Source organism: Acidiplasma sp. (assembly GCF_038728925.1).
GTDB lineage: Archaea > Thermoplasmatota > Thermoplasmata > Thermoplasmatales > Thermoplasmataceae > Acidiplasma > Acidiplasma aeolicum.
In genome coordinates this window covers 170,323-184,459 of the sequence record NZ_JAVYSZ010000001.1, presented here as the reverse complement: position 1 = coordinate 184,459, position 14,137 = coordinate 170,323, and the positions used below count along the sequence as shown (strand labels likewise).

The 14,137-nt window shown below is 30.9% G+C and carries 13 protein-coding genes; 8 read left to right on the top strand and 5 right to left on the bottom strand.

All coding sequences use genetic code 11. The features are described from left to right. The first annotated feature begins 2 nt into the window (after positions 1-2). From QXW15_RS01080 to QXW15_RS01060, 5 genes are all read left to right on the top strand, one after another. The gene (locus tag QXW15_RS01080) at positions 3-1,034 is read left to right on the top strand and encodes an aminotransferase class I/II-fold pyridoxal phosphate-dependent enzyme (protein WP_162200889.1); all 1,032 of its coding nucleotides are present in this window, start codon (positions 3-5) and stop codon (positions 1,032-1,034) included. After that, positions 1,018-2,448, top strand: a complete 1,431-nt coding sequence (locus QXW15_RS01075; protein ID WP_236689105.1) for a cobyric acid synthase — start codon at positions 1,018-1,020, stop codon at positions 2,446-2,448. The genes QXW15_RS01080 and QXW15_RS01075 overlap by 17 nt, the downstream gene beginning before the upstream one ends. After that, entirely contained in the window at positions 2,445-3,395 is a 951-nt protein-coding gene (locus QXW15_RS01070) for a cobalamin biosynthesis protein (RefSeq protein WP_048102130.1), read from the top strand. The genes QXW15_RS01075 and QXW15_RS01070 overlap by 4 nt, the downstream gene beginning before the upstream one ends. Before the next feature lie 212 nt (positions 3,396-3,607). Then, positions 3,608-4,492 carry a coiled-coil protein gene (locus tag QXW15_RS01065; protein WP_048102131.1) on the top strand — a complete coding sequence of 295 codons (885 nt, stop codon included), beginning with the start codon at positions 3,608-3,610 and terminating at the stop codon, positions 4,490-4,492. A 2-nt stretch (positions 4,493-4,494) separates the two neighbouring features. Further along, the gene (locus QXW15_RS01060) at positions 4,495-4,935 is read left to right on the top strand and encodes a TIGR00304 family membrane protein (protein ID WP_342789779.1); all 441 of its coding nucleotides are present in this window, start codon (positions 4,495-4,497) and stop codon (positions 4,933-4,935) included. Here the strand turns inward: QXW15_RS01060 and QXW15_RS01055 are convergent. Next, positions 4,916-5,998 carry an NDP-sugar synthase gene (locus tag QXW15_RS01055; protein ID WP_342789777.1) on the bottom strand — a complete coding sequence of 361 codons (1,083 nt, stop codon included), beginning with the start codon at positions 5,996-5,998 and terminating at the stop codon, positions 4,916-4,918. The genes QXW15_RS01060 and QXW15_RS01055 overlap by 20 nt on opposite strands. A gap of 463 nt (positions 5,999-6,461) precedes the next feature. Between QXW15_RS01055 and QXW15_RS01050 the strand changes: the two genes are divergently transcribed. After that, positions 6,462-6,707 carry a hypothetical protein gene (locus QXW15_RS01050; protein WP_342789775.1) on the top strand — a complete coding sequence of 82 codons (246 nt, stop codon included), beginning with the start codon at positions 6,462-6,464 and terminating at the stop codon, positions 6,705-6,707. A 141-nt stretch (positions 6,708-6,848) separates the two neighbouring features. Here the strand turns inward: QXW15_RS01050 and QXW15_RS01045 are convergent, their stop codons facing one another. Further along, positions 6,849-7,106, bottom strand: a complete 258-nt coding sequence (locus QXW15_RS01045) for a hypothetical protein (RefSeq protein WP_342789774.1) — start codon at positions 7,104-7,106, stop codon at positions 6,849-6,851. Between QXW15_RS01045 and QXW15_RS01040 the strand changes: the two genes are divergently transcribed. Beyond that, positions 7,105-8,283, top strand: a complete 1,179-nt coding sequence (locus QXW15_RS01040; RefSeq protein WP_342789773.1) for a signal peptidase I — start codon at positions 7,105-7,107, stop codon at positions 8,281-8,283. The two genes, QXW15_RS01045 and QXW15_RS01040, sit on opposite strands and share 2 nt — an antisense overlap. A gap of 183 nt (positions 8,284-8,466) precedes the next feature. Continuing rightward, the gene (locus QXW15_RS01035; protein WP_342789771.1) at positions 8,467-10,905 is read left to right on the top strand and encodes an ABC transporter substrate-binding protein; all 2,439 of its coding nucleotides are present in this window, start codon (positions 8,467-8,469) and stop codon (positions 10,903-10,905) included. Here QXW15_RS01035 and QXW15_RS01030 read toward each other — a convergent pair. Genes QXW15_RS01030 through QXW15_RS01020 form a run of 3 tightly spaced genes read right to left on the bottom strand, consistent with a single transcriptional unit; the run spans position 10,889 to position 14,088 of the window. Then, the gene (locus tag QXW15_RS01030) at positions 10,889-12,286 is read right to left on the bottom strand and encodes a hypothetical protein (protein WP_342789770.1); all 1,398 of its coding nucleotides are present in this window, start codon (positions 12,284-12,286) and stop codon (positions 10,889-10,891) included. The two genes, QXW15_RS01035 and QXW15_RS01030, sit on opposite strands and share 17 nt — an antisense overlap. After that, a complete protein-coding gene (locus QXW15_RS01025; RefSeq protein WP_342789769.1) occupies positions 12,249-13,073 on the bottom strand; it encodes a hypothetical protein in 825 nt (274 codons plus the stop codon). The genes QXW15_RS01030 and QXW15_RS01025 overlap by 38 nt, the downstream gene beginning before the upstream one ends. Next, the gene (locus tag QXW15_RS01020; RefSeq protein ID WP_048102140.1) at positions 13,057-14,088 is read right to left on the bottom strand and encodes a hypothetical protein; all 1,032 of its coding nucleotides are present in this window, start codon (positions 14,086-14,088) and stop codon (positions 13,057-13,059) included. Before QXW15_RS01020 ends, QXW15_RS01025 begins: the two co-directional genes overlap by 17 nt. Between the last annotated feature and the right edge of the window lie 49 nt (positions 14,089-14,137).

The window sequence follows — 14,137 nt, the reverse complement described above, 5'->3', positions numbered from 1 at the left end:
TGATGCACGGTGGCAGGGTCCATGAAACTGCAAGGGAAAACGGTTTTAACATAAAATCAATCATTGATTTTTCCTCTAGCATGAATGATTTTATTAAATTACCCGAGATTACCATGGGTAGGGAATGCATTGAAAATTATCCTGACACAGATTATGAATATTATAAAAATTACATATCAGGAGGGGAATTTAAAAAAGATAATATATTAATTGTCCCAGGATTGACATATTTTATCCATAGAATTATGCTGCTTTCATCAGGCAATATAATTATTATAACCCCCACATTCAATGAATATTTATATGCAAGATCAAACTCCAAAAAAGTTGAGATTCCTTTATATGTGATTCAAAAAAATCCATACATTTTAAAAAATTATAATTTTAACTCAATATTTATTGTGTATCCATCAAGCCCAACCGGAGAATTAATGGAAGCCAATGTTATGAATGCAATATTAAATATAAGTTTGTTAAAAAACGCCCGTGTTTTTCTTGATGAATCATTTATATATTTTTCAGAAAAAAGGCCGTTAAATGAAATTTCATTGATTAATAAATATGGCAATCTATTTGTGTGCAGGTCATTAACAAAGGCTTTTTCAATTCCCGGTCTTAGAATCGCCTATGTGGCATCAGCCCCTGAAAATATCATCATGATGGAACATGATTTTGATCCATGGCGTATGTCCTCTGCATCACTTAAATATATATCTAAAATTAATTATAATAATCTGGCAGGACTTCCAGAGATGGTTACGCTTGAGAGAAATTATATTATTAAAAGGATGCTGGGGCTTGGTTTCACTCCTGTTGGAAAACCGGTTGCAAATTATATAACATTTAAGGCCCCCGAACATATAAATACACTTGATCTTGATAAATTTTTAAAATCAAACGGCATATTAATAAGGATTCTTGATGATTATAAGGAATTTGGAACAAATTATATTAGAATTTCTGTTAAACGGAGGAATAAAAATGTTAGGCTAATATCAAAGATAAAGGAATACATGGGTGATTTATATAAGTAAAATAATACAGGTTCTTGGCACAACATCGGATTCAGGTAAGACCACTGTGGCCATGGCTCTATGCAGATACTACTCTGACCTGGGCTTTAGAGTCGCACCATTTAAAGCTGTAAACATGTCATTAAATTCAATATCCATAAGAAATGATGGGGAAATATCCCGTGCTCAGTGGTTGCAGGCGCTGGCCGCAAGGACTGAACCAGACGTCCATATGAATCCGTATATACTTAAGCCAGAGGGTTCAGGAAAATCACAGTTAATAGAACTTGGAAAATCGAAAGGTTCCATGCCACTAAATGAATATTTTAATTATCTTAAAATGCATGCCCCGGATGTTATTAAAAAATCCCTTGACTATCTGCTTGAACATTATGATATTATTATAGCCGAGGGTGCCGGATCACCCGCGGAGATTAACATGTTTGGCAGTGATTTTGCCAATACCTTTGTTTCAGGTATCTATAACACGCCTGCAATACTTGTTGCCGACATAGACCGCGGTGGCGTTTTTGCCTCCATTTATGGTACAGTAAAATTAATGGAGAGACCTGATCTATTAAAATATATAATAATAAATAAGATGCGGGGTGATACATCAATACTTGAAACAGGCATAAATAAAATAGAGGAACTTACCGGGAAAAAAATTATTGGCATAGTTAAATATACAAACATAAATCTTCCAGGAGAGGATTCCATGAATTATAATAATTCAAAACTTTACAGCAGAAATGTGGCCATAATAAAATATCCACACATGGAAAATTATAGCGATTTTGATCCATTATATTTATTTGGTATAGGTTATAATTATGTTGACAAAAATAATGTTGATGATATTCTGGATGCAAAAATAATAGTCCTGCCAGGATCGAAACTTGTATACTCTGACCTTGAATATATTAAAAATCATGGCATATATGAAAAAATAATGGAGATGTCAGGAAAATCAATAATAATAGGCATATGTGGTGGATACCAGATGCTTGGAAATAAAATAATGGACCCACATAGAATAGAATCAGAACAAACAGAATATACCGGTCTCAATTTACTGGATGCTGTAACATACTACAATGAAAAGAAAACTGCACGTGGTGTAACATACAGGCTAAATTCCAAACTATTTGGTAATACATCATTTTTTAATGGATATGAAATACATTTTGGATCAGTTTATGATCAAAATGATGCCCCTTTAAATGAATTGTGCGGGGGCTATGAGGGCTCAATCAATAAGAACGTAATTGGAACAAACATACATGGGATCTTTGAAAACACTGAATTCCTGGAGTATCTATTTGGATTAAAATTCCAGAATTATAACTCCATACTAAATAATAACATAGATACAATATCAAGGTCCATAATTTCAGGCATAAATGAAAAATATCTTAAAGAACTGATATTATGACACTAATTATATTGTTTCCAATTATTATTCTGATATTTTCTTATATATATGATATTTTTCTTGGCGAACCACCATTAAAAATACATCCGGTTGTGATTCTGGGAAAAATCATTGATTTTACATCCATTTATTTTAGAAAAATAAGCCAGAAAAGAATTGCAGGGCTTTTATTTCTTTTATTTATCATTATTTTATATGTAATTCCCTCAGCAATCCTATTTCTAATATTTCGCCTCAATAATCCCTATGCAATCTTAATTTATCTTTTAATTTCCATCTATATTTTGAAGTCCACATTTTCGGTAAAATCCATGCATGACCATATATTAAAAATTATTCATGCACTGGAATTAAACAATATTGACATGGCCAGGAGAAGTACATCACTTGTTGTCAGGCGCAGTACCGAGAATATGACACCGGGTCTTATATCATCGGCCGCTATAGAAACAATAGCCGAGGGCTTTGTTGATGGTTACCTCACCCCAATTTTTTTTTACTCATTTACCGGGCTGGCCGGTGCACTGGCATGCAGGGCCATAAATACTATGGATTCAATGGTGGCATATAAGGATAAAAAAAATATTAAATTTGGATATTTTACTGCACTAGCAGACACAATTATTAACTACATACCTGCAAGGCTTTCGTGTATTATCTTTTTCATTAGCTCAATGATTCTTGGCTATAAATCAAAATTCAGAACCGGTATTAATTCAACAGATAGTGTTAATGCCGGATTTAGTATAAATTCAATGGCTGGAATATTAAACGTGAGGCTTGAAAAGGTTGGTGAGTATATTATAAATGAATCTGGCAGGGAACCCAATATCAACGATATTAAAAGGGCACTGAAAATTTATTATTTATCAAGTTTAATATCCTTAGTTTTTGCGTGCATAATAATCTATATTTTGTATCTTGCCGGGATAGTTTTAATAATTTAGAGGTTTTATATTAATTCATATTTTTATTATAAGATTAATATAAATTTAAATATTGGGATAAATAAGGATATTCGTGATAACAGATTTTGCATTTAAATGTGTATTAATGAAGTTAATTATAGGAATACTTATATAGTCTTTTTAAATACAAATCTTGGAACTGTAAGATGTTTAAAATAATCTTGCAGTAAAAAGACTGTCGAAGTGTTATCATGACCGATCTTTTAGAAGATTTTGAAACAAAGAGAGAATCAATCCGGGAAGAGGTTGAATCACACATTAAAAAGCGAGATGAGGCTAATGCACAGGCGCAAAAATATGCCAAGATCCGGGACGAACTTAATCAGAAAACCCATGAAATGAGGGAGCAGGCCAAGGCTAAGATCGCTGAAAAAAACGACCTTATTGAGAAGATCAAAACCTTAAGGGAAGAAAAGGAGGAGCATTATAAAAATCTATCAGAACTTAAAAAGAAGCTCAGGGAAATTAAAAGCGGGGAAGCGTCCGGACTGGATATTAAGGATATTAAGGCCAAGGAAAAGGAACTCCAGTATCTTGAAAAAAGGCAGCAGACAACAGAGCTTACAAAGGAGGAAGAAAATAAAATTATAGTGGAAATAAGAAGACTTAACAATGAAATCAGGAAGGCCAAGGCAAACAGGGAGGAGGAACTATTAAAAAATAAGGACATAAAGGAGCTAACTGATAAAATTAATGAGGAAAGAGCACTTGGAGAGCAGTATAAAAAGCAGATAGAGGAAATGTCAGAAAAGATCTCGAAATTAAGTGATGAGATCAATACCATGCTTCAGGAGCTTGATGAGGTACGCCATACAGCAGATGAGAACCATGAACTATTTGTAAAATACAGTCAGGAATCAGAAAAGGAGCATGCCGCATTTATAAAGGCAAAGAACGATTTAAGGGATCTGGAAAAGGCTATATATGCCATAAAAAATAAAACAAAGGTTAGCAAAAAGAAGGAAAAAGAATCTGAACTTCAGGAAAAGGCCTCAGAGCTTTATGAGAAGTTTAAGGCCGGAGAGCAGCTTACCACAGAGGATCTTTTAATTTTGCAAAAGGCTGGTTTCCTGTAATTATGAAAACCTACAAGGTAGGATTTTTATTAATAATTGCCGGATTTATATTATCATTAATTTTCGCCGTGCTGGGCATAGATAAGGTTGGATTATTTCTCTTTTTTCCATTTATTATAAGTACCAATCCTGTTTCAATAATACCATTTTTATTAATTTTTATAGGTTTTATTATGCTTTTTATATCCCCTATATTTGTCTTAAGGAATGAATATGAAAATAAATACGATGATTACTATAATAATGATATCTATCAGAATTTAAATCAGGATAAAAATGTAATAAATGAGGATAAGAATAAAAAAAATTCATTTGGTGGCCTTATAATGGTTGGGCCCATACCAATTATTTTTGGTAATGATAAAAAAATGATTTATATATCCATGATAATAGTTGTTATAATAATACTTCTTTATATATTCTTTATATATCATCTTCTATAATCTTTGATGCCAGTGATACGTTATATATTCTTGATTTACCCTTTAATTCCAGTTCTGGTGATATTATGCTGTCCACAATTTCTGAATCTTGGCCAATAACACAATCCCTCATTATCACAGAATTCTTTATTTTTGAATTCTCTCTAACTGTTACATTGGGCATTAATATTGAATTCTCTATCTCAACATTTTTTTCTATATTAACAAAATCATATATGGCCGAGCTCTTTATTTTAACATCCCTGTCAATTTTTATTGAGTTCCCTATATAACTGTTATAGATCTGGCATGAATCAAATTTGGATGATGTTTCTATTATGTTTTTTCCCTTTATAAGCTCATCATTGTACTCTCTACCATACTTATTGACCATTATTTGATTTGCCCTTATAAGGTCGTTGGGCCTTCCCGTATCAAGCCATATGCCCTTCCCAACATAACCATATATGTCAATGTTTTTTCTTAATAATCTTGGGAAAAGGTCACGTGCGAAATCATAGGGCACTGTTTTAATGTAAGATAATATTTCGGGTTCAATAACATATATGCCTGTATTGGCTATATGTGAGAATGTTTCCGATTCTGATGGCTTTTCCAAAAATTTAGTTATTTTATTATTCTTAAGCTCCACTATCCCAAACTGGCTTGGGTCAGAAACCTCTGTTAAAACTATGGTAATTTTGGCATTATTCTTTTTATGGAAATTGATAATATCCTTTATATCAAAATCAGATAATATATCCCCGCTGCCAACAACAAAGGTATCATCTATGAAATTGGATATTAATTTTATGCTGCCTGCCGTACCCGCCGGTTCTTTTTCAACAGAAAATAATATGCTCTGATCCGAATTTTTTGTTTCAATTATACTTTTAATAAGGGCCTCAAATTTGTAACCTGTTGTGACTATGACATCATTTATTCCGGCCCTGTAGAAAGAGTCAAGAAGATATGACATGCATGCCTTTCCGGCCACAGGTATTATTGGTTTTGGAATGGAATATGTTATTGGTCTGAGTCTTGTACCCTTTCCGCCAGCCATTACAACTGCTTTAAAAACCATGAATACCAATAATATATTATCTTATTAATTTTTTTAATGTATGTATAATTTTAATGTAAAATTTAAATATTCCAGTGAATATTAATGCGTGTTGATTTAAATGAATCATATAATTTTTATAAAAAAAGCAGTCTCTGAGGCATTTGCCAGTATATAGTTATTGGTTTATATGAAGAAAGTTTTAGCATCAAAAAGATTAGATCTATAGGTGTTTGTTAACATGGTTAACAGAAACCATAACAAGATTACTAGAAATTCATTTATATAAATACGTGGATTTATTTCTAATAGATTTATTTATAAATTATTTATTAATAATAGTATCGATATATATATACAATTATTTATTATAATATTTATGAATAACTATACGACTAAAAATAGAAGCTATAGATGGATTGGCATTGCGGTGTTGTTTTCATCTTTTACTGCTTTGTTGGCAATTACATTAAGTGGTATAAATTTGTACGGAAATAGCGCCATTTTAGCTCTTTATTTTACCAATCACATATCACTTTCTTCAGCTGAGTTATCTCTCAGTGCTCTGGGTTTTCCTGCAGGATTTGCAATAAAATATCTGCTGGGCACAGCAGGATATGAAGCCTTTATTGACGGAACAACAATAATTTTTATCAGGTATACCGTTCTCGATGTTTTGGAATTTTGGGGATGGATGATACCGGCTTCAATATCAGGTGCATCAGCATGACTAAGAAAATAAAAAGCTTAAATTATGACATTTATTCCTATTTTTTATATTATTTTTTAGTTTTATATTTTGCCATAATTTTTGTGGCCTTTTTTCATACATCTATATTCATACTTTCTTCCACAATTAAAAGAGAAATATTTATTGCATTGGTACTGTATCTAAGCTTTTTGTCAATGAATTATTATAAAACAGGTATTTAAAGCCTTTATATGCATTACTGGAGTTATTTCCACTCCTTCCAATAATTTTATATTTTAAGGGTAAGTTCTTTTCTAAAAACCAAAAGGAGTTAGGTACATATTTTATATACTCTCTCCTATTATTTATTTTTATTTTTTCCTTTACCATTGTGATTTCTGCATTAGCATTGATATATAAACCTTTATTTTTCAGCATGGTTGGAAGTAAGCCCTATGCAGATAAATTTTTGAAGCCTGTAGCTGTCTATAAAAATACTTCGTCTTTCATAATTTTACATAATCTAGCATTTCTTTCATTAATAATATTGGGTGGCCCATTTCTATATATTCCAACCTTCGCCGGTTCGTATTTCATGGCTATAATTACAATGCCAGTACTGGCAGACGCTATTATAAGCGGATATTTTAATTATATTTTACCAAACGCTATTCTGGAAATTTCTGGAACAATAATAGCCGCTGCCTCCTCTTTTATTTTATTCATGTTTGTATTGGAATCAATTAAAGAAAATAAGCAATTTATATTCCCTAAAAAATATTTAAAATACATCATTTCTGGACTTATTATGTCCCTTATGAGTTTTCTGTTTGCATGGCCTATTGAAGTTTTATTGATTACTAGGAACATCACGTTTGTATGGCTTAAGGCCTTCTATTTTATTGATTTATATATTCTGGTGGTTGATTTCATCATTATTTTTAAGTTATTCAGGGGAACTTTCATGTCCCCTCTAGAATATTTTAGCCTTTATTTTTTCATCTCTTTATTTTTATTTGGTTTAGTTGGTGCAAAAACAATACACTCATCAATTTGGTATTTAATATTATTTGGTACCTTCTCCAATTATTTTATGTTATATTCACTATTTTCAATATTTAATTCTAATAATGAAATAGGTAAAATAGATGGTGACCTCATTTATGTAATAGCGAGGGGAAAAAGTATGACCCCTGTCATAGAGGGGGGAGATATTCTTATTATTAAGAGAGTTAACAGCATAGAAGAATTAAGTATGGGTGATATAATAACATATAGAACATCCGCCATATATTCACCACTGAATAATTCTGGAATTGTAACCCATAGAATAATTAAAATTATGGGGGATAAAATTTTTGCCAAGGGTGATAATAACGCGTCTATTGATGCTCAAACAATATATCTTGATGATATTATAGGTGTTGTATTAGCAAAATTAACATATATAACAGGAAAGGTACAAACATTGGAGATTTTAAAACAGGATGATAAAATTAAAAGCGAATTTCCTTACATTAATAATTTAAATCCAAGAATTAAACATAATAATCAGTTTCATGAATTTTATCTAGTACTAATATCCTTTTTATTAATCATCTTGGTATTGGTTTAAATTGTAATTTTTCTCTAAAGTCTAGAATAAAAATTGATCTTTTTAATCTTAAAAAAGTCAATTAATTTTAAATATGATTGAATGGATGTGATTTATATTTGGATCAAATTTATGGCAAATTAATTATGCAACCAATTCCAATTATTAAGAAAAGTTAAATATTTTAATTAAAATAAGCCTAAAATGAATTATAACATACCAGAACCAAAAGTTTTTCCGCAGAGGGTCAGATCATCCAAGAGGAAATGGTATGCTATAATTGTAATTATTATCCTTTTAATATCATCATTTTCAATACTCTCGGCATTACATCCGCATCAAATTGCACCTGAAACTTCCATTGCATCAGCAGGCAATTATGTAAGCACTGGCACGCCATATAATATTACAATTAAACTTAATCAGCCACCAAAATACGTGAAAATTTTCTGGGGGGATAATACAAACTCAAATATAAGCACATCCGGTACAGTCATCACCATAAGCCATATTTATACAAATCCAGGAATATATTATATACATTATTTTGCAGTCTTTACCTCAGGTATTTTATTTCCAGATTATTATATACCAGTTTATGTATCTTCTAACTATTTTTCAAATTATACGGCACAGGGCATATTGTCAGTGTATAATTATTCAAGGTCACCCATAAATCCTGACTCAAATATTTTTTATCCTAATACTAATATGAATATATCGGGATCATTTACACCTCCTGATGATCCTAATTACAGCCTTATTTCAGGAACATTTTATCTTTTTAAAAATGGAAATATTATAAAAACTTTTAACATTAATACATATTTTGATCACAGTTCAAAATCATATGTATATAAAAATTTAATTTTTAATTTTAATCATACTGCACCAGGAAATTATACAATGGAGCTTGTTACATATTCTGGAAACGTTTCATCATCGGGAAGTGTTAGTGATATCATATCATCAAAATATTTTCTGGATGTTATTATAACATCCAAAATCCCACATATTTATATAGATAAGAACATGCCATACATTGCATTCGCCTCATCATCACCATATAACAATCTTAATCCAGAAACTGCATATACGTCTGGGGATATGCAGATTTTAATGAACACCGAGGAATTCCTATTTTATTATAATCAGACCTCAGGCAAGTATTATCCAAATATAGCAGATTACCCAGAAATAAAAAATGATAACAAAACCTTTATATTTAAAATATCAAATTCATTTAAGTTTCAGAATGGTGAAACTGTAAATGCCTATGATGTTTATTATTCACTTGTAACTGACATAATCCTTGACAATGTAACACCCCAATCACCAGGATGGCTGCTTGCTCAGTACGTAATCCCTGGGAACTATTATACAAATGTAACATATAATAATATAAAGAACGCAATATCGTATAGCAATACATCAAACACTATTACAATAAATTTTACCCATCCAATGAGCAATGAAACAGTTTACAGAATACTCACATCTCCTGGTGCATTTATTACATCGGCCTCTTATATGATCCAGCATGGTGCTGTTCTAAATATTACAAACGCTGGAATAGAAAAATTCAGGTCAAACTATGAAGATGGAAACTACAGTTACTTTGTAAACCACATCATCTCTGATGGCCCCTATGAAATTCTATCTTTAAATAAAAACGCTGTCACGCTTATAAGAAACCCGTTTTTCATGGGAACAAAATATAATCCAATCCCGCATTTTGATATAATAAAAATATATTACGGCCTTTCTCTGGCAGGCAGGCTGCAGGGATTAAGATTAAATGCACTGCAGATAACCTCTGTGCCATATGAATATTCAAATGCGTTCAGTGCAATAAATAATATTTCAATATCGGGCAATGTAACATATTCCGAAATATACAGTTTTAATTCAAATGTAAATCTAACAATGCTTGGAAACTACGGTTATTTTAATATGCCATATAATTTATTCTCAAATATAACTGTCAGGGAGGCTTTTTATAATGCATATCCAGGAAATAACCTGACACTTTCCAAGCATCTGTGGGATCAGTTTGTGTTAAATGCCGGTGATAAATATAATATAAAAAATTCAAGTGGTGTATTTCTCTATAATAACGCCACATTAAAAATACCATTATTTGTCAATTCTATAATAAATGACCCGGAGGTTGTTACATATATTAACAATTTGCAGGATGTCATAAAAGGATTAAAGGTAATAATAATTCCAGTTACAGGAGATAAAATGAAATCATACGAATTTTATGGTAATAATCCAATGCCTATTTACCTATCACTTTTACCTTTAAATATGAATTTAACCGAGAAAATTAGCTATCTTGGAAATCCAGAAAATGGAACATACATGTATCAGAACGGTTTCAGCATAGGACTGTACAATAAAAGCCACAAAAATCAGACCAAACTTATGTTAAATTTAAGTGCCTCAATAAATAAACTAACATTTAATTATTCAAGTAAGAACATAACCGATGCCCAGGAAAATCTCAGCATGCTCTACCTTTATATATTCACAAATGAAAATGTAACAATAACACATATTCATAGATCCAGTATTTATGGTTTTAGGTACTCTTTAAATAAAAATTATAACATAATAACATTTAATACATTATATTAGTTTCTTTTAAACTCGAGTATAGGAAGCATGCCACCCTGCCGTTGTAATAATCTGTGAATGCCGGTTTATTGTCCTTGCATATATCCATTGCATATTTGCAGTTCCAGAAATATGGACATCCAACCCTGTTCTCCTCCCTGCTTATTTCTCTTCCCGACATCATATCCATGGAAAATGGGTGCAGCTGCTCATTATTAAATTTTACTGTTGAATTTTTCTCCACAGGCATGCCTGCATATATGACGCAGACATCATTGAATGCCCATGGAAATTGAATCACCGCCCTTGGTCCTGATGCCACTGCCAGGGTGGCAAATTTAAATGTCTTTGATAATATATTTACATTTTTTAGTAAATTTCCATCCACATCTCCAGGTTCCTCAATAATAAGTAATTTTACATTGGAGAATGCATAAATAGCAAGCAGTATATGCTTAAGCAGTTCTGGATCCACCTCATGGGGGTATTTATTAAGTTCTGAAGTATCAGATTTTATATTCATATATTTTAAATATTCGAGTATGTAGGCGTTTATTTCACTGTTAAGATCATGTTCTATTCCATGCCTGTTTATCCTGAGCAAAAGATTAAAAAATCTAAAATTTTTTTTCTCCATATCTATTCTAATCTTGTCCCTTGCATAGCTGTAATTATATTTAGAATTTTTTTTATAATAAATATTGACATAATCATCCTTAAATCTATAGAAATCCCTTAATTCAACTATATTTGCAAGATCTATGCCCTTTTTCTGGAACAGCATAATCTCCATGAGTTCATTTTCTGGCTCCTCTGATCTTTCAAGTACATTCTTTATTTCATTTAATTTATTAATAACGCCGTATTCTGTTGCCCAGTATCTAAGATAATTTTCAGTATCAGGATACTTTTTATAACCATCCATTAAAAGTTTAATATCCTCCCTAGAAAATGTTTCCCTTCTTAAAACAGCATTTAATATCCTTACCCTTGCAGAATATGGTATAAAATCTATTATTTGATCCTTAATTTTTAAGGTTTTATCAAACAGTTCGCATGCGTGTTCAGGTATTATAAACACATTTTTAAGCGAGTATGCTGCGGCCATTAAATTTTTATCTTTCATGCTGTATCGTTTAATTCTATTAATTAAACCTGAGACATCCTCACCGAGAATTTCCATTGTTCCTGATACTTTAATATTTTCATCGGCATTAAGATAAAAAATGGACATAAACAGATCCTTTCTCTCATCATTAAAGATTAGGAGTACGCTTTCATTATCCATTATTTCATGGTTTAATCCGTATAGTCTAAGGTTTTTATTATTAATAGCCGAGAAGTTATTGAATTTAATAACCGGATTATTCCTTTCCATAGATTCCGGACCTCCTGATGCCATAGCCTAACCCGTGGGCAGAAAGAACGAATAATGACAGAAAAATAACTGGAAACATTTCAACCCACCACATTCCAATGGATAAATATGTAATTCCGTTGCCGTTAATATACATTAATGTACCAAGATTAACCAGCAAAAAATTGCTTGTATAAATACCAAAAAATAAAATTAAATTAATAATTGCATACATTGTTCCAATATCTGAAAATATATATGGAATCAATTTTTTAAAGACATATTTTATTAAATATATTAAATTTCCCTCAGGTCTTTTAAGATTAATCAGGCGCCTGATATAAAATGGAAACCATGAAATTCCTGCACCTATTATTATGCCATAAATTGACGGTCTTATAATGTACATTAATATTAATATGAACACCATATAAGGCATGCTGAATAGGGATAAATTAAAGAGTCCTATTATTTTACTATAAATCCTATTTCTTAAATAATAACCGGGGAAGGAAATTATAAATCCTATTAAAAGGGCAAGAAAAACCGAGGAAAATGTTAAGGTTAAATCCAGTTTTAGCGTGGCCAGCATTGCCGGAAGTAAATTTATTCCAAATATTGAGGTACCAAAATAATAGTGCCATCCATCAGAAAATTTTGGCGGGCTTGGAAATAAAGTTTTATTGTAACTAAATTCAATAAGGCTGTATATACTTTTAACACCAAGATAATAGGGATATAATTCATCAAGAATGTAAAAAATAATATAAAGTAAGAATACTGCAAGAAATACAATAAGTTCAAGGTTCCAGTTTCTAATATTCCTCTGCATTTTTTGTGCCCCCAAGTATCATTATATCCATCATTAAATTAAAGACAATAACCATTGAAGAGAATATGAAAGCTGAACCAAGCATGCCCATCAATCCCGAAGGAAAATCAATTATTGAATATATAAAAAATTCACCAAGGTTCATGTATGAAAAAATGTATGTAACTATTATAATTCCACTTAAATAAATTCCGAAGATTGTTTTGTACTCATGAAGCATAATATACCTTATATTTCTCTTAATATGATAAATAAAATTATCATCATCAACATTTTTTAAAATTCTGATCCTAACATATTTTTTTTTGTATTCAATTGTTGTAAGCCTCTTAATAAATATGGTAAGATACAATGCCACCGGTATAATAATTGAGACAAATGGCATTACAAACCTTAATAAATAATAGTAAAGGAATCCTAATGATCCATGTATAATCGCATCAAAAAGTATAATATCTGTTGGCCTTGTTATTATTATACCGTTGTTTGCATAGATAACCCATGAATATTTTGCTGCATAGTATTCAGGCATTATATATCTGTATGGTAATATTCTATATACCCCAGAAAGTATACCTATAAAAACTATTGGTAAAATAAAATATAAAACAGTTACAGGAAAAATATTTATATCAAGTCTCTGATCTTTCATGGATCTGAATCCAAGGAAGAAGCCTATTTTATATGAAATTACAAGTATAACAATAAATGCCAGAATTATTAAAAAAAGTGTTTCAGGCAGCATTTCCATTATACCTGTATGGGTACTCCCAGAATATATCAAATTGGATGTATTTCCGAGCCTTAATGTTATTAAATCATATATAAAATAGAAATACTGTATAAAAAGAGGTTTGTTTAATCCAAGAATGTTATTTGCGCTGGACAATGAGTTATAATCTGCATAGATATATGAAGACGGAATTAATTTTTCAATAATAAAAAGCACAAGAGTAACGCCTATAAAAACTGAAAGATATTTTATTAACAGTGTTTTACAGGCTTTTTTCCACATAAAATGCGCAATACAAAAACCACATTTAAATTTTTATGTTTTTCAGGAT

What these genes read in the sequence shown, in the direction of transcription:
- QXW15_RS01040 (WP_342789773.1), top strand. Translation starts at nt 7,105, where the DNA reads ATGGTTGGAAGTAAGCCCTATGCAGATAAATTTTTGAAGCCTGTAGCT.
- QXW15_RS01045 (WP_342789774.1), bottom strand. Translation starts at nt 7,106, where the DNA reads ATGCTGAAAAATAAAGGTTTATATATCAATGCTAATGCAGAAATCACA.
- QXW15_RS01035 (WP_342789771.1), top strand. Translation starts at nt 8,467, where the DNA reads ATGAATTATAACATACCAGAACCAAAAGTTTTTCCGCAGAGGGTCAGA.
- QXW15_RS01030 (WP_342789770.1), bottom strand. Translation starts at nt 12,286, where the DNA reads ATGGCATCAGGAGGTCCGGAATCTATGGAAAGGAATAATCCGGTTATT.
- QXW15_RS01025 (WP_342789769.1), bottom strand. Translation starts at nt 13,073, where the DNA reads ATGCAGAGGAATATTAGAAACTGGAACCTTGAACTTATTGTATTTCTT.
- QXW15_RS01060 (WP_342789779.1), top strand. Translation starts at nt 4,495, where the DNA reads ATGAAAACCTACAAGGTAGGATTTTTATTAATAATTGCCGGATTTATA.
- QXW15_RS01065 (WP_048102131.1), top strand. Translation starts at nt 3,608, where the DNA reads ATGACCGATCTTTTAGAAGATTTTGAAACAAAGAGAGAATCAATCCGG.
- QXW15_RS01020 (WP_048102140.1), bottom strand. Translation starts at nt 14,088, where the DNA reads ATGTGGAAAAAAGCCTGTAAAACACTGTTAATAAAATATCTTTCAGTT.
- QXW15_RS01055 (WP_342789777.1), bottom strand. Translation starts at nt 5,998, where the DNA reads ATGGTTTTTAAAGCAGTTGTAATGGCTGGCGGAAAGGGTACAAGACTC.
- QXW15_RS01080 (WP_162200889.1), top strand. Translation starts at nt 3, where the DNA reads ATGCACGGTGGCAGGGTCCATGAAACTGCAAGGGAAAACGGTTTTAAC.
- QXW15_RS01070 (WP_048102130.1), top strand. Translation starts at nt 2,445, where the DNA reads ATGACACTAATTATATTGTTTCCAATTATTATTCTGATATTTTCTTAT.